This window comes from Lactonifactor longoviformis (assembly GCF_042848515.1).
Lineage (GTDB): Bacteria > Bacillota > Clostridia > Lachnospirales > Lachnospiraceae > Lactonifactor > Lactonifactor longoviformis.
In genome coordinates, this window is sequence record NZ_AP031453.1 from 484,510 (window position 1) to 507,079 (window position 22,570).

At 46.8% G+C, this 22,570-nt stretch carries 14 protein-coding genes; 12 read left to right on the forward strand and 2 right to left on the reverse strand.

Annotation, left to right across the window (positions count from 1 at the left end; translation table 11 throughout):
* Positions 1-135 precede the first annotated feature (135 nt).
* The 7 genes from ACGHCT_RS02215 to ACGHCT_RS02245 all read left to right on the forward strand — a co-directional run bounded on the left by ACGHCT_RS02215 (position 136) and on the right by ACGHCT_RS02245 (position 14,522).
* Entirely contained in the window at positions 136-3,978 is a 3,843-nt protein-coding gene (locus ACGHCT_RS02215) for a DNA-directed RNA polymerase subunit beta (RefSeq protein ID WP_072850291.1), read from the forward strand.
* A 14-nt stretch (positions 3,979-3,992) separates the two neighbouring features.
* Positions 3,993-7,697 carry a DNA-directed RNA polymerase subunit beta' gene (rpoC, locus tag ACGHCT_RS02220; protein WP_390437933.1) on the forward strand — a complete coding sequence of 1,235 codons (3,705 nt, stop codon included), beginning with the start codon at positions 3,993-3,995 and terminating at the stop codon, positions 7,695-7,697.
* Positions 7,698-7,794: 97 nt separating this feature from the next.
* On the forward strand, positions 7,795-9,483 hold the full coding sequence (locus tag ACGHCT_RS02225) for a GHKL domain-containing protein (protein WP_390437936.1): 1,689 nt from the start codon (positions 7,795-7,797) through the stop codon (positions 9,481-9,483).
* 13 nt (positions 9,484-9,496) lie between these two features.
* A complete protein-coding gene (locus tag ACGHCT_RS02230; protein ID WP_226902334.1) occupies positions 9,497-10,198 on the forward strand; it encodes a LytTR family DNA-binding domain-containing protein in 702 nt (233 codons plus the stop codon).
* A 94-nt stretch (positions 10,199-10,292) separates the two neighbouring features.
* Entirely contained in the window at positions 10,293-12,248 is a 1,956-nt protein-coding gene (locus ACGHCT_RS02235; RefSeq protein WP_390437939.1) for a lysozyme inhibitor LprI family protein, read from the forward strand.
* 14 nt (positions 12,249-12,262) lie between these two features.
* Positions 12,263-14,356 carry a protein kinase gene (locus ACGHCT_RS02240; protein WP_390437942.1) on the forward strand — a complete coding sequence of 698 codons (2,094 nt, stop codon included), beginning with the start codon at positions 12,263-12,265 and terminating at the stop codon, positions 14,354-14,356.
* Positions 14,357-14,381: 25 nt separating this feature from the next.
* Positions 14,382-14,522: a hypothetical protein gene (locus ACGHCT_RS02245; RefSeq protein WP_226902328.1), complete on the forward strand. Its 141-nt coding sequence runs from the start codon at positions 14,382-14,384 to the stop codon at positions 14,520-14,522.
* Positions 14,523-14,589: 67 nt separating this feature from the next.
* Here the strand turns inward: ACGHCT_RS02245 and ACGHCT_RS02250 are convergent, their stop codons facing one another.
* The gene (locus ACGHCT_RS02250) at positions 14,590-15,588 is read right to left on the reverse strand and encodes an N-acetylmuramoyl-L-alanine amidase (RefSeq protein WP_226901887.1); all 999 of its coding nucleotides are present in this window, start codon (positions 15,586-15,588) and stop codon (positions 14,590-14,592) included.
* 273 nt (positions 15,589-15,861) lie between these two features.
* On the opposite strand from ACGHCT_RS02250, the gene rpsL reads away from it, so the two are divergent.
* The 4 genes from rpsL to tuf all read left to right on the forward strand — a co-directional run bounded on the left by rpsL (position 15,862) and on the right by tuf (position 20,467).
* A complete protein-coding gene (gene rpsL / locus ACGHCT_RS02255; RefSeq protein WP_072850306.1) occupies positions 15,862-16,278 on the forward strand; it encodes a 30S ribosomal protein S12 in 417 nt (138 codons plus the stop codon).
* Between the two features lie 246 nt (positions 16,279-16,524).
* Positions 16,525-16,995, forward strand: coding sequence for a 30S ribosomal protein S7 (gene rpsG, locus ACGHCT_RS02260; RefSeq protein WP_207650920.1), 471 nt, complete (start codon positions 16,525-16,527; stop codon positions 16,993-16,995).
* Between the two features lie 14 nt (positions 16,996-17,009).
* Complete coding sequence (gene fusA, locus ACGHCT_RS02265; protein WP_154257075.1) at positions 17,010-19,127, forward strand: elongation factor G; 2,118 nt, start codon at positions 17,010-17,012, stop codon at positions 19,125-19,127.
* Between the two features lie 146 nt (positions 19,128-19,273).
* Positions 19,274-20,467: an elongation factor Tu gene (gene tuf, locus ACGHCT_RS02270; protein WP_072850312.1), complete on the forward strand. Its 1,194-nt coding sequence runs from the start codon at positions 19,274-19,276 to the stop codon at positions 20,465-20,467.
* Between the two features lie 3 nt (positions 20,468-20,470).
* Here tuf and ACGHCT_RS02275 read toward each other — a convergent pair whose 3' ends face one another.
* Complete coding sequence (locus tag ACGHCT_RS02275; RefSeq protein ID WP_154257074.1) at positions 20,471-20,608, reverse strand: hypothetical protein; 138 nt, start codon at positions 20,606-20,608, stop codon at positions 20,471-20,473.
* Between the two features lie 301 nt (positions 20,609-20,909).
* Between ACGHCT_RS02275 and ACGHCT_RS02280 the strand changes: the two genes are divergently transcribed.
* Positions 20,910-22,562: a ribonuclease J gene (locus tag ACGHCT_RS02280; protein ID WP_154257169.1), complete on the forward strand. Its 1,653-nt coding sequence runs from the start codon at positions 20,910-20,912 to the stop codon at positions 22,560-22,562.
* Positions 22,563-22,570: the final 8 nt, after the last annotated feature.

Here is a 22,570-nt window from a genome sequence, read left to right on the forward strand (position 1 = left end):
AAAATTAGATGTTGACAGGCTGAAAAGTTTGTGATACAGTAAAAAATGCACTATTATGGCAAGATATGCCTACTCGTAATAATGCCGTGGGCTGATGTTATAATAAATTTAAAATATACAAGGGGTGACACGTCAATGGAGAAAAACAGAATCCGTCCAATAGCAACCGGAAAGAGCATGCGTATGAGCTACCAGCGACAAAAAGAAGTGCTGGAAATGCCCAACTTAATCGAAGTGCAGAAGGATTCCTACCAGTGGTTTCTGGACGAAGGTTTAAAAGAAGTCTTTGAAGATATATCTCCAATCGCAGATTACAGCGGAAAATTGAGCCTGGAATTTGTTGACTTTACTTTGTGCGAAGATGAAATAAAGTACACGATCGAAGAATGCAAGGAACGCGATGCCACTTATGCGGCTCCTTTAAAAGTCAGAGTCAGACTGTACAACAAAGAAAACGATGAGATTAACGAGCACGAGATCTTCATGGGCGATCTGCCCTTAATGACTGCAACCGGCACTTTCGTTATCAACGGTGCAGAGCGAGTTATCGTAAGCCAGCTGGTGCGTTCTCCCGGTATTTATTATGCTATCGCACATGATAAAGTGGGAAAGAAGCTGTATTCCTCTACCGTTATTCCGAACCGTGGTGCATGGCTTGAATATGAAACAGACTCCAATGACGTGTTTTATGTACGTGTAGACAGAACAAGAAAAGTTCCCATCACTGTTCTTATCAGAGCATTGGGATATGGAACCAACGCAGAGATTGTAGAGCTTTTCGGGGAAGAGCCTAAGATTCTGGCCAGCTTTTCAAAGGATACCTCTGAGAGCTACCAGGAAGGTCTGCTGGAATTATATAAAAAAATCCGTCCGGGCGAGCCTCTGGCAGTAGAGAGCGCAGAGAGCCTGATCATGAGTATGTTCTTCGATCCGAGAAGATACGATCTGGCAAAGGTTGGACGTTATAAATTTAATAAAAAGCTGATGCTGAAGAACAGAATCACAGGTCAGGTGCTGGCTGAGGATGTGGTCGATGCAAGTACTGGGGAGATTCTTGCGGAGGCTGGCATGGAGGTTACCAAGTCCATGGCAGACGACATCCAGAATGCAGCAGTGCCTTATGTATGGATTCAGGGAGAGGAACGCAATATTAAGGTCCTGTCCAACATGATGGTAGACATTACTAACTTTGTGGATGTGAAGCCCAAAGAGGTGGGTGTCACAGAATTAGTATATTACCCATGCCTGAAAAAAATTCTGGAAGAAAATGAGAATATCGAGGATATTAAGGAAGCTGTAAGAAGAAATATCCACGAACTCATTCCAAAGCATATTACAAAGGAAGACATTCTAGCTTCCATTAACTATAACATGCATCTGGAGTACGGCCTCGGAAATGACGATGATATCGACCATCTGGGCAACCGCCGCATCAGAGCGGTTGGAGAGCTTCTCCAGAATCAGTACCGCATTGGTCTTTCCAGACTGGAAAGAGTAGTAAGAGAAAGAATGACAACACAGGATATTGAGGGAATCTCTCCTCAGTCCCTGATTAATATTAAGCCGGTAACAGCGGCGGTGAAGGAATTCTTTGGTTCCTCCCAGCTGTCCCAGTTTATGGATCAGAATAACCCCCTGGGTGAGCTGACCCACAAGAGACGTCTCTCGGCGCTGGGTCCCGGCGGTCTGTCCAGAGACAGGGCAGGATTCGAGGTGCGTGACGTACATTATTCCCATTACGGAAGAATGTGCCCTATTGAGACGCCTGAAGGTCCTAACATCGGTCTGATCAACTCTCTGGCTTCCTATGCCCGTATCAATGAATATGGATTTGTAGAGGCCCCCTACAGAAAGGTTGATAAATCGGATCCTAAGAATCCCCGGGTAACAGACGAAGTAATTTATATGACGGCGGATGAAGAAGACAATTACCATGTAGCACAGGCCAATGAGCTTTTGGATGAGAATGGATACTTTGTGCATAAGAACGTATCCGGACGTTACATGGATGAGACACAGGAGTATGAGCGTCAGATGTTTGACTACATGGACGTATCTCCTAAGATGGTGTTCTCCGTGGCTACTGCCCTCATTCCATTCCTTCAGAATGACGATGCCAACCGTGCGCTGATGGGTTCCAACATGCAGCGTCAGGCTGTGCCCCTTTTGATAACAGAATCCCCAGTGGTGGGAACAGGTATGGAGTCAAAGGCTGCCGTAGATTCCGGTGTCTGCGTAGTTGCAAGAAAATCCGGTGTTGTGGAGAGATCCACATCCAAGGAAATTACAATAAAGAATGATGACGGAACCAAGGACGTATACCGTCTGACCAAATTCCTGAGAAGTAATCAGAGTAACTGCTACAACCAGAAACCTATTGTCTTTAAAGGAGACAGAGTAGAAGAGGGCGAGGTAATCGCAGACGGACCCTCCACTTCAGAGGGGGAACTGGCATTGGGCAAGAACCCGCTGATCGGCTTCATGACTTGGGAAGGCTACAATTATGAAGATGCGGTTCTGTTAAGTGAGCGTTTAGTGCAGGACGATGTGTATACGTCTGTGCACATTGAAGAATATGAAGCAGAGTCCAGAGATACCAAGCTGGGACCGGAAGAAATTACAAGAGATGTTCCCGGTGTAGGTGACGATGCCTTAAAGGATCTGGACGAAAGAGGTATTATCCGCATTGGAGCAGAGGTGCGCGCAGGAGATATCCTGGTGGGCAAGGTTACTCCTAAGGGAGAGACGGAGCTGACAGCGGAGGAAAGACTGCTCCGGGCGATTTTCGGTGAAAAAGCCCGTGAAGTCCGTGACACTTCTTTAAAAGTGCCTCACGGTGAATATGGTATTGTTGTTGATGCCAAGGTATTTACCAGGGAGAACGGCGATGAATTGTCTCCCGGAGTAAACCAGGCAGTCCGTATCTATATTGCTCAGAAGAGAAAGATTTCTGTTGGTGATAAGATGGCCGGACGTCACGGCAACAAGGGTGTTGTCTCCCGTGTGCTGCCTGTGGAAGATATGCCGTTTCTGCCAAACGGCCGTCCTCTGGATATCGTACTGAATCCTCTGGGTGTGCCTTCCCGTATGAACATCGGACAGGTGCTGGAGATTCACTTAAGCCTTGCGGCCAAGGCCCTTGGATTTAATATTGCCACGCCTGTATTCGACGGAGCCAATGAGAACGACATTATGGATACACTGGATCTGGCGAATGATTATGTCAATATGGAATGGGAAGAGTTTGAGAAGAAGCATAAAGAAGAACTGCTTCCCGAGGTTCTGGATTATCTGTATGAGAACAGGGATCACAGAGAGCTTTGGAAGGGAGTTCCCATCTCCAGAGACGGTAAAGTACGACTTCGTGACGGAAGGACGGGAGAGTATTTTGACAGCCCGGTTACCATTGGACACATGCATTACCTGAAACTGCACCACCTGGTAGACGATAAGATTCATGCCCGCTCTACCGGCCCGTACTCCCTGGTAACACAGCAGCCTCTGGGCGGTAAAGCTCAGTTCGGCGGACAGCGTTTCGGAGAGATGGAGGTTTGGGCTTTGGAGGCTTATGGTGCTTCTTATACCCTTCAGGAAATCCTGACGGTGAAATCAGATGATGTCATTGGCCGTGTGAAGACTTACGAAGCAATTATCAAAGGGGACAATATTCCTGAACCCGGAATTCCTGAATCTTTCAAGGTTCTCTTAAAAGAACTCCAGTCCTTAGGCCTGGATGTGAAGGTGCTGAGAGAAGACCAGACAGAAGTAGAGATTATGGAAACAATTGATTATGGTGAAACAGATTTGCATTCTATCATCGAGGGCGACAAAAGAGAAAAGCCGAATGAGGACTTCGGTGACTTTGGCTTCAGCCAGCAAGAATTCGAAGGAGAAGAGCTCGTAGACGTGGAAGAAACGGACGACGAAGAAGATGATGCATTCTTAGACCTGGAAGAAACTCTTGACGATGAGGAGTAGGAGGAAAACCATAAATGCCAGAAACAACAAATAAAGAAGTTTACCAGCCAATGACCTTCGATGCCATAAAAATTGGATTGGCATCTCCTGAAAAAATCAGAGATTGGTCAAGAGGCGAAGTTAAAAAACCAGAAACCATTAATTATAGAACCCTGAAACCGGAAAAAGACGGCCTTTTCTGTGAAAGAATCTTCGGACCAAGCAAGGACTGGGAATGTCACTGCGGAAAATATAAGAAGATTCGTTACAAAGGCGTAGTCTGTGACCGATGCGGTGTTGAGGTGACAAAAGCCAGCGTTCGTAGAGAGCGCATGGGCCATATTGAACTGGCTGCTCCGGTATCACACATCTGGTATTTTAAAGGGATTCCGTCCAGAATGGGACTGATTCTGGACTTGTCTCCAAGAACACTGGAAAAGGTTCTGTACTTTGCCAACTATATTGTCCTGGATCCGGCCAATTCGGATCTGCAGTACAAACAGGTTCTCACAGAAAAGGAATATCAGGATGCCAGAGAAAAATGGGGCTATGATTTCCGTGTGGGGATGGGGGCAGAATCTATTAAGGAACTGCTGGAAGCCATTGATCTGGAGAAAGAGTCTGCAGAACTAAAACGCGGTCTGAAAGAGTCTACGGGGCAGAAGCGTGCACGTATCGTAAAACGCCTGGAGGTAGTGGAGGCTTTCCGCGAATCCGGAAACCGTCCCGAGTGGATGATTATGACTGTAATCCCTGTCATTCCTCCGGATCTGCGTCCTATGGTACAGCTGGACGGCGGACGTTTTGCGACATCTGACTTGAATGATTTGTACAGACGTATCATTAACAGAAATAATCGTCTGAAGAGACTGTTGGAGCTGGGCGCTCCGGATATTATTGTCCGGAATGAAAAGAGAATGCTTCAGGAGGCTGTGGATGCACTGATAGACAACGGCCGCCGGGGCCGTCCTGTGACAGGACCTGGAAACCGTGCCTTGAAATCTCTGTCTGACATGCTGAAGGGTAAATCCGGACGTTTCCGTCAGAACTTGCTGGGCAAGCGTGTAGACTACTCGGGACGTTCCGTTATTGTAGTAGGACCGGAGCTGAAGATTTACCAGTGCGGCCTGCCGAAAGAAATGGCCATTGAGCTGTTTAAACCTTTCGTTATGAAGGAACTGGTAGCAAACGGTACCTCCCATAACATTAAGAATGCGAAAAAAATGGTTGAGAAACTCCAGCCTGAGGTATGGGATGTGCTGGAAGAGGTGATTAAAGAGCATCCGGTTATGCTGAACCGTGCTCCTACCCTTCATAGACTGGGAATTCAGGCATTCGAGCCCATTCTGGTAGAAGGTAAAGCTATTAAGCTGCATCCTCTGGTATGTACTGCTTTTAATGCTGACTTTGACGGAGACCAGATGGCTGTGCATCTTCCCTTATCTGTGGAAGCCCAGGCAGAGTGCCGTTTCCTCCTTCTCTCACCCAATAACCTGCTGAAGCCTTCTGACGGCGGTCCTGTGGCTGTGCCTTCACAGGATATGGTGCTTGGTATCTACTATCTGACCCAGGAGAGACCGGGCTACAAAGGCGAGGGAATGCACTTTAAAAATGTAAATGAGGCAATTCTGGCATACGAAAACCAGGTAATCACCCTCCAGTCCAGGATAGTTGTGCGCTGTACAAAAACCATGCCGGACGGAAGTATATTGAGCGGCAATGTAGAATCCACACTGGGCCGTTTTCTGTTCAATGAAATTCTGCCCCAGGATCTGGGCTTTGTAGACAGAAGCGTAGAGGGCAATGAGCTTCTATTGGAGGTTGACTTCCATGTGGGCAAAAAGGGCCTGAAGCAGATTCTGGAGAAAGTTATTAATACCCATGGAGCTACGAAGACAGCGGAAGTACTGGATGATATCAAGGCTATGGGTTACAAATATTCAACAAGGGCTGCCATGACGGTATCGATTTCCGATATGACCGTGCCGCCGGAAAAACCAGAGCTCATTCAGAATGCTCAGGATACTGTGGATATGATTACCAAGAACTATAAGCGTGGTCTGATCACAGAGGAGGAGCGATACAAGGAAGTTGTTGAGACCTGGAAGAATACCGATGATAAGCTTACAAGAGCACTGCTGGATGGTCTGGATAAGTATAACAACATCTATATGATGGCTGACTCCGGCGCCCGTGGTTCTGATAAACAGATCAAGCAGCTGGCAGGTATGCGTGGATTGATGGCGGATACAACCGGTCATACCATTGAGCTTCCTATTAAGTCGAATTTCCGTGAAGGTCTGGACGTACTGGAATACTTTATGTCTGCCCACGGAGCCCGTAAAGGTCTGTCCGACACTGCCCTTCGTACCGCTGACTCGGGATACCTTACCAGACGTCTGGTTGATGTATCTCAGGATTTGATTATCCGTGAGGTTGACTGCTGCGCGGATAAGAACGAGATCCCCGGCATGTGGGTAAAAGCGTTTATGGACGGCAAAGAAGAGATTGAAAGCCTTCAGGAACGTATTACCGGAAGATTCTCCTGCGAGACTATTAAGGATGCCAAGGGAGAGGTTATTGTTAAGGCAAACCACATGATTACTCCCAAGCGTGCGGCCAGAGTTATGAAAGAAGGCATAAACGCCCAGGGCAAACCATTTGACTCCGTTAAGATCCGTACGATTCTTACCTGTAAGTCACACATTGGAGTGTGCGCTAAGTGCTACGGTGCCAATATGGCAACCGGTGAGGCGGTTCAGGTAGGTGAGTCTGTAGGTATCATCGCGGCACAGTCCATCGGTGAGCCAGGTACACAGCTGACCATGCGTACCTTCCATACCGGCGGTGTGGCCGGCGGAGATATCACACAGGGTCTTCCCCGTGTAGAGGAGCTTTTTGAGGCAAGAAAGCCCAAGGGTCTCGCTATTATTACAGAGATCAAGGGTGTTGCCAATATTAAAGACACCAAGAAAAAACGAGAAATCACTGTAACAGATAATGAAGAAGGTAATTCCAAAACCTATCTGATTCCTTATGGTTCCAGAATCAAGATCCAGGACGGCCAGTATCTGGAGGCCGGCGATGAGCTGACAGAAGGTAGCGTTAACCCTCACGATATTCTGAAAATCAAGGGGGTACGTGCCGTACAGGATTATATGATTCAGGAAGTTCAGAGAGTATATCGTCTGCAGGGTGTAGAGATTAACGATAAGCACATTGAAGTTATTGTTCGCCAGATGCTGAAAAAGATTCGCATTGAAAATAATGGAGATACAGATTTCTTGCCCGGAACTCTGGTAGATGTATTAGACTACGAAGAAAAAAATGAGGAACTGGCAGCTGAAGGCAAAGAGCCGGCAACCGGCCTGCAGGTGATGCTGGGTATCACAAAGGCATCACTGGCAACGAATTCCTTCTTGTCTGCAGCGTCCTTCCAGGAGACAACAAAGGTTCTGACAGAGGCCGCCATTAAGGGTAAGGTAGACCCATTGATTGGTTTGAAGGAAAACGTAATCATAGGTAAGCTGATTCCTGCCGGCACCGGTATGAAGCGTTATAAAGACGTGAAGCTGGATACGGATATGGAAGAGAATGATGAGTTGTCTTTCGAAGAAGACTTTGAACTGGATATGGATGAAATTGACGATGAGACCGCCGCTGATATGTTTATGGACGAAGCGGAAGAAGATATGACTGAAGATGAAGAAATGTTAGTTTCTGAAGACACAGAAGAGTAATGATCAAAGTGTAAAGGGCGGGAATTCCTGGGGAATTCCCGCTTTTTTTGTCGCAGATGCAAAAGTGCGGGGGCACAGATGCATAAAAAGGAAATAGATGAGTGGATATCAATTATTAGCAGGCGGGGCCGTGGCTCTCATTAATGTCTTAACTTCCCTGTATCTTTTTGCCTATATAGAAAATTACAGGGGGAACCGCAGGTGGGGCAGATGGGTGACTGGAGGCTATATCGCTTTGTTTCAGATTTTCTGCAATCAGGGAACAGTGACGCATGTAAGCTTGGCCGCAGCTTTGATTATCGCAGATACTGTTATTATGTTTTTGCTCCTCACGGCATTTACCTGGGATGGATTCCGGAATTTTTTGTTATATAAATTCTACGATGGGATCTCAAGCGTCGTGTACTGGGTTCTCTGTATGCTTTTTTTGACAGTGACCGGCAGAAATGTCTTGATTTTTACAGATTCAGGAGACGTATCTCCCCTGTGGGGCGCGGGTGCGGTGTTTTTGCTGCTTTCCTTGGGGACAGTGGTTATCTGCTGTAAGAACAGAGTGTTTTATAAAATAAAAATTAAGGTGATCGAGGTATTATTCCTGCTCCAGGTTTTTATGATTGCCATAGTGATAGCACTGGATATGAAGAGTATGCAGCGCAACCTGATTATGGATGTGATTTTTTTTGGTATGTGTACGCAGATCCTTTATACCTATCTGGGGTTCCTCTGGAGCAGGAGGGCAGGGAAGAGGCGAGAGAATGAAATCCTTCAGGCCAGCCTTAGGGAGCAGTCCCGCTACTATCAGGAATACTATCAGTCCCAGGAATCTATAAAAAGAATGCGCCATGACCTGGCCAATCATGCTGCGGTGATTGACCGCATGGAAAAAGCTGGGGAGTATGACAAGGCATCTGCATACCGGGAACAGCTGGTGCAGGCCCTTGACAGGGCAGTAGAGTCTGTGAAGCAGGTGTCCCTGGCCCAGAAAAAAGAGAAGCCTGCAGTCAGTAGATGGGAACGACCGGTCAGGGATATATCCCTGATTGCCTGTCTTCTCAGTTTTGGCATTCTGGTCGCCTTAATTGTGAGCGGACGCTACCTGATATGGATCTGTATTTTTACGCTTGTGATGCTTTTTTTAGCCAGTGTTTATGTCATGCTTTTTTACCATGAGAAGCAGATAGAAAGGGAAAATGCCTGGCTCAGACAGCAGCTTATGCACTGGGAAGAAGGTCATCCGGAATTTGAAGAGCTGGCAGAGCAGGTGCGCAGTGTCAGGAGGTGGCTGCAGCAGAGGAGAGAGGGATATGAAAGGGAATTGCTGGAACAGTGCGACGCGGCCATAGATGAGGGAATCACGGGCAGCTTTCCGGTGGATGCCATGCTTTATTCCAAATTGGAGCTGTGCAGAAAGTATCGTATTCTGACAGATATACAGGTCCTTCTTCCGGAGAAATCTCAGATGGAGGATATACATACAGTGGGGCTTCTGGGCAATCTTCTGGACAATGCCATAGAGGCCTGCAGGAAAGGGCCTGCAGGTTCCGGGTACATTTATCTGAGAACCGCGGTGCAGGCTAATTTCTGGGAAATAAGAATTGACAATTATACAGAGAATGAGGGATATTCCTCTATAGAGAATCATTTTGCCACTACAAAGGAAGATAAAGAAAATCATGGGCTTGGAATGAAGATTGTGCGCAGTATGGTGGAGAGGTACGATGGCGTACTTCAGGTTGAGGAGAAGGACCATATGTTTTCTGTAACAGTAATGGTTAAGATATATTAGAGGGGATGAAAGTGTGAAGAAATTTGCGATTTGTGATGATGATGCTGAGGTGACCGAAGGATTAAAAGAGAAGGTCATGGAGATATATGAGGGTGAGGCCCAGATTGCTGCATTTCAGCGTGCAGAAGACCTTATTCAATGGCTGAGAGAAGAGCGCGGAGATGTCATCGCTGTTTTTTTAGATATAGAGCTGAACAACGAAAATGGGATAGACACCGCAAAGAAAATAGAAGATTTTTGTGCGGAGATTCCTATTATTTTTATAACAGGATACATTAAATATGTACAGGATATATTCCGGGTCCGCCCCGTGGCGCTGCTTTTGAAGCCTGTGGAAGAGCATCGGCTGAGAGATGCTCTCAGGAGGTGTGAGGAAGTCAGGGAAAAGGAAAAGAAGAATATGGTGACGCTTCATATTAAAGGGGTTCTCCATCAGCTGGACAGCAGAGACATTGTCTATGTGGAAAGTGATAAGAGAATCCTGTACATATACGAGAGAAATCAGATCTATAAAGTATATATGAAGCTGGACGAGCTGGAAGCTATGGAACTTCCGGGCTTTCTTAGATGCCATAAGAGTTATATGGTTAATATGAATTATATTAAATATCTCTCTGCAGAGGGCATAATCTTAAAATCAGGCAAAAAGGTACCCGTGAGCAGATCGAAGTATCAGGAGTCGAAGGAAGCCTTTATGAAGTACTTTAAACTATAAGAAATTTTGTCTAAAGTGACGGAGAAAAACATGATATAATTACAGCACAGACAGAAGGTAGGTAAACGTTACAGGCAGAAAGGAGTTGTCTACTATGAGATGTCCCAAGAAGTGGAATAAAAAGCTAATTCTTCCGGTAGGGATCGGGGGTACCTGTATGGTGCTGGTAATTGTACTGGGAGTGATTTGGGGGGTGAATCAGACAAAGGCCGGCCACCTTCAGGAAAAGCTGGATCTGGGAAATAAATATCTGGATGAGATGGATTACGATCAGGCCAAAGCCGCATTCGACGATGCTGCAGATATTGATCCTTCCAATGCAGATGCTTATGTGGGTCTGACCAAGGCCTGCCGGGGGCTGAAGGATGAGGAAGGTGCTAAAAAGATGATTACCATAGCGATGGAAAAGATTGGTGATCTGCCCGAGGAGGAAAGAGCGGCAGCCGGAGAGATACTCTATGCGGAGGCGGAAACTATATACGCGGAGACAGGGGATCTCAGAGGGGCAGATGCTTTAAAGCAGTGGGCGGATGACAATAAGATTCCTGTTAAACCGTCAAAGCCGTCAGACACCCGGGATGAGGAGACAGATAAGGATAAGCCTGCACAAGAGGCCGGAACAGAGACCAAACCATCAAAGCCTCAGGCAGAGGACCCCCATCAGGTTTACATGGACTATGTAAAAAATACCCTAAGCACTCAATTCCCATTCAGTGAGATGAAGGGAGCCACTGCTGAATACCCTAATCTTGAGGCCCTGGGAACACAGGAAGAAGTAAATAACTTTACCACATATACAGAGGAGTACCAGAAGACCCTGAAGGCTCAGGGGGGAATCCTGGGAATTGCCTATGCAGATATGGATAACGACGGGGCAGATGAGATGGCAGTGCTCTATACCCGTCAGATTCCGGAAGAATACCAGTATAACTGGCTGCAGGCTGATATCTACAAGGCAGTGGATGGTCAGGTGAGAAAGCTGGAGGGAGAGGAACTGAGAGTTCCCTGCAGAAATACCTTCCCCAGTGAGGGGAACAAGGAAAAGGTGCAGGCGTTCTTAAAGGTGAACAGCGGGGTAACCTACCTTGGATTTATCAGCCATACATATGGCGTGTACGGAACAAGCGGAGAGCGTACGGCCTTCACCCAATTCCTTCTGGGGACGGTAGAGAATGGAAAAGTGGTCTGCAGACTGCACCTGGAGGAGGATACGGGAGTGTACCTGAGGGATATACTGGCAGAGAAAAGGGAGAAGGCAGCCGCTGCTTCTGATGACCAGGGAGCCTATGTACAGGGGAAACTTCTTGTGGATATGATGAGTGACGGCAGCGCAAATGTAAAAGACAGACTTTACCAGGAACTCACCCCTTACGGATTTTCCTCTTCTTGGATGGACAGTTATTTCGAAGAGATGCAGAGGAAAAAGCTGGCTGCGGAAAACGGGATACTGGCATCTCTGGAAGAGGTAAAATCACCCAATCCCTTTGAGGAGAAGCTCTCAGGAAAAGAGAAGGATACCACGGACCTTGCGTCTGTAACAACAGAGGTTACCGGATACAGTCAGGCGCGGCCGGCATTTGCGGTAGTTCAGTTTGACAGCACGGATGAGACAAAACTGGCAGAGAACAAAGAGAAGTATGGCTTTGATAAATCGGTTACAGCGGGCGCACCGGCTGCAGGAACACTGAAGAAGCAGTATCAGGAGGAGATTGCGCAGATTGAGAGCAAATGCAGTGAAATATACACGGATCTTCAGACGAACAGTTACTCTAATGCAGAGATGGGGCAGAAGTGCACAGAGATCTATAATTTATGGGACGGCGAACTGAACAAAGTTTATCAGGAGCTTATGAACCATATAAGCCCTCAGGAACAGGAGGCCTTGAAGTCTGAAGAGAAGGCCTGGATTGAGAGTAAAGAAGATGCCGTGGAGGCGCTTCGGGAGGAATATCAGGGAGGCACCATACTGGTAACTGAGGTACCGGGCAAGATGGCCCAGATGACAAAAGAGAGAGTATATGAACTGGCAGACAGGCTGCCGGAAACATAAGGGAAGAATAAATTATGCTGGAACGTATTTCAGACACATATGACATAATTGGAAAGATCGGCGCCGGGAAGGGCGGCACGATCTATAAAGCCTATCACAAGCGCCTGCAAAAGGAGGTTGTGCTTAAAAAGATCAACAGCAGTATTCTGGGGTTCAGAGACAGCAGAATCGAGGCGGATATTCTGAAAAACCTGCGTCACTCCTGTATTCCCCAGGTGTTAGATTTTCTGGAGATAGACGGGGATGTGTACACTGTGATGGATTTTATTCCCGGTCATTCCTTTCAGGAATATCTGGATAAAGGACGGACATTTTCCCAGAAGCAGGTAGCAGAGTGGGCTGTGCAGATATGCTCTACCTTAAGCTATCTTCACAGCAGGAAGCCCCCCATAGTGCACAGCGACATTAAGCCGGCCAATATTATGCTCACCCCTGAGGGAAATATCTGTCTGATTGACTTTAACGTATCAGCAGTGCTGAACGGACAGGGCACCAGAGTGTATGGCTACAGTCCAGGCTATGCAGCCCCGGAGCTCATTGCCGCTGCAAAGCACAACCGCTCTGTGAACGAAAAAAGTCAATACCGCACCGTAGACGCCCGTGCGGACATCTACAGCCTGGGAGCAACGCTCTATCACCTTATGACAGGAAGGATCCCTGCCAGACGGCCGGGCGATATCAGAGACATCAGGGAGTACAGAGCACCTCGGGGAGAAGCCCAGGGGCCGGGAGAGCGGCGCGGACAAGACAATGTCTCAGGTACGTCTGTGACAATCAGCGAGGTATTTGCCGGCATAATAATGAAATGCCTGGAGGCAAGGCCGGACCGGCGGTTTCAGAGCGCTTCAGAGCTTCTTTTGGCCATTCAGGGTATGGGAAGGCAGGATAAAAGGTATCAGAGGCTGGTCTTCCGCCAAAGAGTAATCTACGGAGGCCTGGGGGCAGCCTTTTTGCTGTGCGGAGGCCTTACGGTCAGAGGAAATATCCAGATGGAGCAGGATAAAGCGCGCCAATATGAAGGCTATATAAAAGAGGCATCCCACAGCATTGAGGAAGCAGACTTTGAGAATTTTGAAACGCTCTATCAAAAAGCACTTAAGGTATTTCCCCACCAGATTGACGCTTATTATCAGAAAGCAGTGGCCCTGAATGCCCAGGGAGAGTATGAGGAAAATATTTTGTATATTACAGGCACAATTCTTACAGACAGCAGGCTTCTGGAACAGGATGAGATGCTGGGCAATGTGTACTATCTGCTGGGGAACGCCTATGAACACACAGAGAAATATCCCGATGCGGCAAGAAGCTACGAAAAGGCGATCCATGCGGATAGCCGCAACAGTGACTATTATCGGGATTATGCCATCGCACTAGCCAAAGAGGGAGATCTGGACGCTGCAGGGAAGGCGTTGGATGAGGCAGAGGAGAACGGGGCAGACAGCGGGGATTTGATTTATGTGAAGGGCGAGATTGCGTTTCAGAAAGAGGATTATACAGCGGCGAAAGAGTATTTTGTGCAGTGTCTGGAAGCAGCGTCGGATGACTATACCCGTATGCGCGCCGGCGTGATGGCCTGCCGGGCCATTGACAGCGCAGGAAAAAACGAGGAAGGGTGCCGGGAGAAAATTGCTTTGCTGGAAGAGACAAAGGCAAGTTTGCCTGCCGGGGAGCAGGTGGCGGTGCTGGAAGGGCTGGCTCAGGCATATATGGACATGGCAGAGTACAGCCAGGATAACACATATTTAGAAAAGGCGGCAGATACGCTGCTGAGTATCAGAGACAATGGCTGGGGGACATACACTACAGATGAGAACCTGGCCGCCTTATACCGTCAGCAGAAGGAATTTGACCTGGCGGAGGAGGAACTGGAATGCATGCTGGAAACATACGGGGAAGACTACCGCATCTATAAAAACCTTGCGTTTTTGGAGGCCGATCGGCAGGGAGAAAAAGAAAACAGCCAGAGAAGCTACCAGAAGTTTGGCCAGTACTATGAGAAGGCGGAGGAATTATACCGAAAGCAGCTGGACAATAATGAGACGGATCCTCAGATGAAGCGCCTGGAGGAACTCCACCAGCAGGCGGTGAAGGGCGGATGGATAACCTGAGAGGGATCGGGAAAGCGGGGTATATATGGCAATTACCACAGGAACGGTTATGTTTTACGGCGGGATAGCGGGAATGGCGCTATGCCTTCTGGGTACGGTTGTACTGCAGAAGATATTTAAAAGACAGAGAAAAAGACTGCTGGAGGATATCCGGCAGGAAGAGTGAATAAAAACACCGGAGCAGTGGGGCGTGTTATCCCCGGCTCCGGTGTTTTTATTATAGGTATAATGAATTACTCCGTAAAATACTGATCCACGCCGTCGGCTATACCTTCTGCCATCTGATACTGCATAGCTTCGTCCGCCATCCTGGCGTCATCCTCCGGATTAGACATAAATCCCATCTCGACGATGGTAACAGGGATTGTACACCAGTTGATGCCGCTCATATTATCCACTTCCATGACCGAACGCTTTTTGAATCCCGTAGCTGCACAATAGCAGTCCAGTACATCTCCGGAGAGCTTCTGAGAGGCAGCAGCGATATTACTGACATAGGGATTTCCGGAGGTGGGCGCCATGGTGAGCGCGCCGTTCACGGAACTGTCGTCAGAACCGTTGGCATGAATCCGCAGAAAAATCTCCGCGCCGGACTCATTGGCAATCTGGGCTCTCTCTGCGTTGCTGATATTCACGTCGTTGGTTTCCCGTATCATGATTACCTCATACCCTCTTGCCTGAAGCTCGTCTCTGAGTTTCAGGGAAACCTGAAGATTCAGCTCATACTCCTGCAGGCCAGATACACTTCCGCTTGTTCCGGACGCGACCTTTGCCTTGGTTTCGCCGGCTCCCGGTCCGATGGGCTCCTGCTCGCTGTTCCCCTGGGCCTGATGCCCGGCATCAATCGCCACGATATGACCGTTTCCCTCAGGCTGAGGGGGACTCGCCGGCTGTTCCTGGGGAGCCGGTGTCTGGGGCTCGGGTGTCTCCTGGGTCTGGGAAGGTGTTTCTTCGGATACTTCAGGAGGGGTGGCTGTTATGGTTTCGGGTTCTTCTTCCTTCTTTGGGGTTTCCGGTATATCGGCATTCTCCTGGGCGTCTGACAGGGCATCGGCGTCCTCGTTCTCCGAAAGAAGTGTATTCCCGGCATCGGCATTTTTGCTGCGGGAATCCCTGCTGCTTCCGGTAAGCTTTGGAATAAGAAGAAAGAGAACAACTGCCAGCACTGCAATTCCCAGCACTGCACAGAGAATAACTACATTTTTAGGCCTTTTCTGTGGCGATTGATCCATAGGTACCTCCAATTAAACGTTTTGTATTTGTGCTTCTTATTTTATAGTATTCAGGCGCGAGCGTCAACAATCTTGGGAAAATCAGGCCTTCTAAAGAAAATTTTACAAGAAATTCCTTGACACGACTTGCCGCAAAAGCTATAATACATAAGTGCGCACGGAATTACACGCTAGTCGTGCGCTCAAAAAAGGTTTTTATTCACAGGAATAACAACCAGCAGCCACAATATTCCAAAGAATTTAGGAAGAAAATAATACAGGAGGTGAATTGGAATGCCAACATTTAATCAGTTAGTAAGAAAAGGAAGACAGACATCTGTAAAGAAGTCTACTGCACCGGCACTTCAGAAGAGCTTCAACTCTTTAAAGAAGAAATCCACAAACATGTCATCACCACAAAAAAGAGGTGTATGTACAGCAGTTAAGACAGCTACCCCTAAGAAGCCTAACTCAGCGCTTAGAAAAATCGCCAGAGTACGTCTTTCCAACGGTATTGAAGTAACAAGCTATATCCCAGGAGAAGGTCATAACTTACAGGAGCATAGCGTTGTTCTGATCCGTGGCGGCAGGGTAAAGGATTTACCAGGTACCAGATATCATATCGTACGTGGAACCCTTGACACTGCAGGCGTTGCTAATAGAAGACAGGCACGTTCTAAATACGGTGCTAAGAGACCAAAACAGAAATAATAAACCGAAGGCCAGAAAAGCACTGGTAATACGGACTAACTAATTAAACAAATCAATAGAATCACAAAATGCTATCATTTGTACCGGGATTCCAGAAGAACCTAGCGGTGGCTGCGGGTTTATCGATAGAGAATTTACCGAGTGCGAACACATAGTAGGTGTGCATACGCCATGTGAGTACCTATGATTTAATCAAAAGCAGATGAATTCTGCTATATCAATGGAATGATTAAGGAGGGAAGTAACGTGCCACGTAAAGGACATACTCAAAAAAGAGACGTTTTGGCAGATCCTCTGTACAACAACAAGGTAGTTACCAAACTTATCAACAACATTATGTTAGACGGTAAGAAGGGTGTAGCTCAGAAGATTGTATACGGAGCATTCGCTAAGATTGAAGCAAAAGCTGAAAAACCAGCATTAGAAGTATTTGAAGAAGCTATGAACAATATCATGCCTGTACTTGAGGTAAAGGCAAGACGTATCGGTGGAGCTACCTACCAGGTACCTATCGAAGTAAGACCTGAGAGACGTCAGGCGTTAGCACTTCGTTGGATTACATTGTACTCCCGCAAAAGAGGAGAAAAGACAATGGAAGATAGACTGGCTAATGAGCTTTTAGATGCTATGAACAATACAGGAGCATCTGTAAAGAAGAAAGAAGACATGCATAAGATGGCAGAAGCTAATAAGGCATTTGCTCATTATAGATTCTAAAGGAGGAAAATCCATTGGCTGGAAGAGAATATCCATTAGAGAGAACCAGAAACATTGGTATTATGGCCCACATTGATGCGGGTAAGACCACTCTGACAGAGCGTATCTTATATTATACCGGTGTTAACTATAAAATTGGAGATACACACGAAGGTACTGCTACCATGGACTGGATGGAACAGGAGCAGGAAAGGGGTATCACAATCACTTCAGCCGCTACAACTTGCCACTGGACTTTACAGGAAAACTGTAAGACTAAGCCGGGTGCTCTGGAACACCGTATCAATATTATTGATACTCCGGGACACGTTGACTTTACAGTAGAAGTTGAGCGTTCACTCCGTGTATTAGACGGCGCTGTCGGTGTCTTCTGTGCAAAGGGTGGTGTTGAACCTCAGTCTGAAAACGTTTGGCGTCAGGCTGATACCTATAACGTACCCAGAATGGCATTCATCAATAAGATGGATATTCTGGGAGCTGATTTCTACAATGCAGTAGATCAGATTAAGACAAGATTAGGTAAAAACGCAATCTGTCTTCAGCTGCCAATCGGCAAAGAGGACGATTTCCAGGGAATCATTGACCTGTTTGAGATGAAAGCTTATATCTACAACGATGAGAAGGGCGAAGATATCTCAATCACAGACATTCCCGAAGATATGAAGGATGATGCAGAACTGTATCATACAGAATTAGTTGAAAAAATCTGTGAGCTGGACGACGACCTGATGATGGAATACCTGGAAGGGGAAGAGCCATCGGTAGAAAGCCTGAAAGCGGTTCTGAGAAAAGGAACCTGCGAATGTGCCTGTATTCCGGTTTGCTGCGGTACTGCTTACAGAAACAAGGGTGTTCAGAAACTGCTGGACGCAATCCTTGAGTTTATGCCGGCTCCTACAGACATACCTGCAATCAAGGGTATTGACCTGGATGGAAACGAGATCGAGAGACATTCTTCCGATGACGAACCATTCTCCGCGCTGGCATTCAAGATTATGACAGACCCATTCGTTGGTAAGCTGGCATACTTCAGAGTATATTCCGGTTCTATGAATTCCGGTTCTTACGTATTAAATGCTACTAAGAATAAGAAAGAACGTGTTGGCCGTATCCTTCAGATGCATGCCAATAAGAGAGCTGAGTTAGATAAAGTATTTGCAGGAGATATTGCAGCCGCTATCGGTTTCAAATTCACAACTACTGGCGATACTATATGTGATGACCAGCATCCCGTAATTCTTGAGTCTATGGAATTCCCCGAACCAGTTATCGAGCTGGCAATCGAGCCTAAGACAAAAGCAGGACAGGGTAAATTGGGAGAGGCTCTTGCAAAACTTGCTGAGGAAGATCCAACCTTCCGTGCACACACAGATCAGGAAACAGGACAGACAATCATCGCCGGTATGGGTGAGCTTCACCTGGAAATCATCGTGGACAGACTTCTGCGAGAGTTCAAAGTGGAAGCAAACGTAGGTGCTCCTCAGGTTGCTTACAAAGAAACCTTCACTAAATCTGCGGATGTTGACAGCAAATACGCAAAACAGTCCGGTGGACGCGGACAGTACGGACACTGTAAAGTTAGATTCGAGCCTATGGATGCCAACGGTGAAGAACTGTACAAGTTTGATACTGCGGTTGTGGGCGGTGCCATTCCGAAGGAATACATCCCTGCAGTAGGCGAGGGTATCGAGGAAGCTATGAAGGCCGGATCTCTGGGAGGTTTCCCTGTTGTCGGTATTCATGCTACCGTGTACGACGGTTCTTACCATGAAGTTGACTCCAGTGAAATGGCATTCCACATTGCCGGTTCTCTGGCATTTAAGGAAGCGATGCAGAAAGCCGCTCCCGTACTGCTGGAGCCTATTATGAGAGTCGAGGTTACTACTCCGGAAGACTACATGGGTGATGTTATCGGTGATATCAACTCCCGTCGTGGCCGCATCGAGGGTATGGACGACATCGGCGGCGGCAAGATGATTCGTGGATTCGTTCCGCTGGCTGAGATGTTCGGCTATTCTACAGACTTGCGTTCCAGAACACAGGGACGAGGCAACTACTCCATGTTCTTTGACAGATATGAGCCAGTACCGAAGTCTGTACAGGAAAAGGTTATTTCTGCAATAGGGAAATAATCCCGTTTTATCCTATAACTTGTTAAATTTTCCTTGCAAATATCCCTGTTTTGCAATATAATCAAGGATAGCAGGTTCAGTAGTAAAATAGCGAAAAAAAACAATTTGCCCAGAGGGGCGCATATGTATTAAGGAGGACATTCAAAATGGCTAAAGCTAAATTTGAAAGAAACAAACCGCATTGTAACATTGGTACCATCGGACACGTTGACCATGGTAAAACAACCTTAACAGCTGCTATTACAAAAACTCTTCACGAAAGATTAGGTACAGGTCAGGCTGTTGCTTTCGAAAATATCGATAAAGCTCCCGAAGAAAGAGAACGTGGAATCACTATCTCTACAGCTCACGTTGAGTATGAGACAGAAAACAGACATTACGCACACGTTGACTGCCCAGGACATGCTGACTACGTTAAGAACATGATCACTGGTGCTGCTCAGATGGACGGTGCTATCTTAGTTGTTGCTGCTACAGACGGTGTTATGGCTCAGACAAAAGAGCACATCCTGTTATCCCGTCAGGTAGGTGTACCATATATCGTTGTATTCATGAACAAATGTGATATGGTAGACGACGAAGAATTACTTGAGTTAGTAGACATGGAGATCCGTGAGTTACTGAACGAGTACGAATTCCCAGGTGATGATACTCCTATCATCCAGGGTTCCGCTTTAAAAGCTCTGGAAGATCCTCAGAGCGAATGGGGAGATAAGATCCTTGAGTTAATGAAAGCTGTTGACGAATGGGTTCCAGATCCTCAGAGAGATACAGACAAGCCATTTATCATGCCTGTAGAGGACGTATTCTCTATCACAGGACGTGGTACAGTTGCTACAGGTAGAGTAGAAGCTGGTACTCTGCATGTATCTGAAGAAGTTGAAATCGTTGGTATCAAAGAAGAGACACGTAAAGTAGTTGTAACAGGAATCGAAATGTTCCGTAAATTACTTGACGAGGCTCAGGCTGGTGATAACATCGGTGCGCTGCTTCGTGGTGTTCAGAGAACTGAAATCGAAAGAGGACAGGTTCTCGCAAAACCAGGTTCCATCAAATGCCATACAAAATTCACCGCTCAGGTTTACGTTCTGACAAAAGATGAAGGTGGACGTCATACTCCTTTCTTCAACAACTACAGACCTCAGTTCTACTTCAGAACAACTGACGTTACAGGTGTTATCGAATTACCAGCTGGTACAGAAATGTGCATGCCTGGCGATAACGTAGAGATGACAATCGAACTGATCCACCCAATCGCTATGGATCAGGGTCTTACATTTGCTATCCGTGAAGGCGGACGTACTGTAGGATCAGGACGTGTTGCTCAGATTATTGAGTAATTATTAATTATTCGTAAAATCAAGGCTTCCGAGGATTTCCTCGGGAGCCTTTTTGTAAATCTGAAAACCAAGGGATTCCTTTGTACCCATGCAGGGAGCACCTTTTATATAGTCTGCAAAATTGTATTTCAGCTCTCCCATAGAGACGCACCTCAGATGGACTTGCTTCTTTTAGCAAAGAGGTGTATACTATATCTAATTGTTTGTTCGTGAAGAAAGAGAAAAGATATTGTGGTGCAGCTATGAGAAATCATTGCACAGGCTTTTAAAAAGTGGTCATATCTATTTTTCCCAATCGGATAGGGCTGTTTTATGAAAAGAAATGCAGACAGTATATTAAAAAAAAGAAACTATAATTGCAGTCTGTCAAAATGGCTGACAGAGCAAGGAAAGCAAAAAAGAAAAGAGGTATTATTTGAATCAAAAAGAAAAACAATTGAAAATGAGCAAAGAGGTAAAGATCATTCCCCTGGGAGGCCTGGATAAGATAGGCATGAACATTACGGCTATTGAATATGGGGAAACCATCGTTGTGGTAGACTGCGGGATTTCTTTTCCGGATGATGACATGCTGGGGATTGACAAGGTGATTCCGGATGTGACATATCTGGTTCAAAACCGGGAGAAAGTGAAGGGTTTTGTTATTACTCACGGACACGAGGACCATATAGGGGCTCTGCCTTATATTCTGCCGCAGATTAACGTACCTGTCTATGCCACCAGGCTTACTATGGGATTGATTGAGCATAAGCTGGAGGAAGCGAAGCTTCTGAAGAAGACGAAGCGCAAGGTGGTGAAGCAGGGCGGCTGTGTGAATCTTGGGGAAATGCGCATAGAATTTGTCAAGACAAATCATAGTATAGCAGGCGCAGCAGCACTGGCTATCTATACGCCCGCGGGTATGATATTCCACACCGGGGACTTTAAGGTGGATTATACCCCCCTGTTTGGGGAAGCTATTGATCTGCAGCGTATGGGTATCCTCGGCAAAAAAGGAGTATTGGCAGTGATGTGTGACAGCACAAATGCCATGCGTCCCGGGTTTACCCCATCTGAAACGAAGGTGGCAAAAACATTTGATATGCTGTTCTCAGAGAATAAGGGAAACCGAATTATTGTGGCAACCTTTGCTTCTAATGTTGACCGGGTGCAGCAGATTATGAATACGGCATATAAATTTGGAAGAAAAGTTATCCTGCAGGGCCGGAGCATGGAGACAGTGATTAAGATTGCTGAGGAGCTTGGATATGTAACGGTTCCTGAAAACACCCTGATAGAAGTGGAGCAGATGAACCGGTATCCGGATGAGAAACTGGTGTTTATCACCACCGGAAGCCAGGGAGAGGCAATGGCGGCACTTTCCCGCATGGCAGATTCCACACACAAAAAGGTAGTGATAAAGCCAAATGATGTCATTATTTTCAGCTCTACGCCTATACCAGGCAATGAAAAAGCGGTATCCAGAGTAGTAAATGAACTGGCTCGTAAAGGCGCAAATGTTATATTCCAGGACACCCATGTCTCAGGACATGCCTGCCAGGAAGAGATAAAGCTTATCTATTCACTCTTAAAACCACAGTATGCAATTCCTGTCCACGGTGAGTACAGGCATCTGCTTGCAGGGGCCAATGTGGCGCAGGACCTGGGAATCGAAAAGGATCATGTGTTTGTACTGGATGCCGGAGATGTTCTGGAACTGTCCCAGGAGAGGGGAAGAGTCACCTCAAAAGTACAGGCAGGGGGCATCTATGTAGACGGCCTTGGAGTGGGCGATGTGGGCAATATTGTTCTCCGTGACCGGCAGAGTCTGTCCGAGGATGGGATCATTATCGTAACCATGAGCTTTGAAAAAGGTACCAACAGACTCCTGGCAGGCCCGGATATCATATCCAGAGGCTTTGTGTATATCAGGGAATCAGAAGAATTAATTCGGGAGATGAGAAAAGTCGCCCTGAAGGCCATCGAGAAATGCGAGGGCAGGAAGAGCAGAGACTGGGGATATATAAAGTCAGAGATCAGGGACGGGATGGATCACTATCTTTGGAAGAAGATTAAGAGGAGTCCCATGGTGCTGCCGGTTATTATGGAAGTTTAACATGGAGG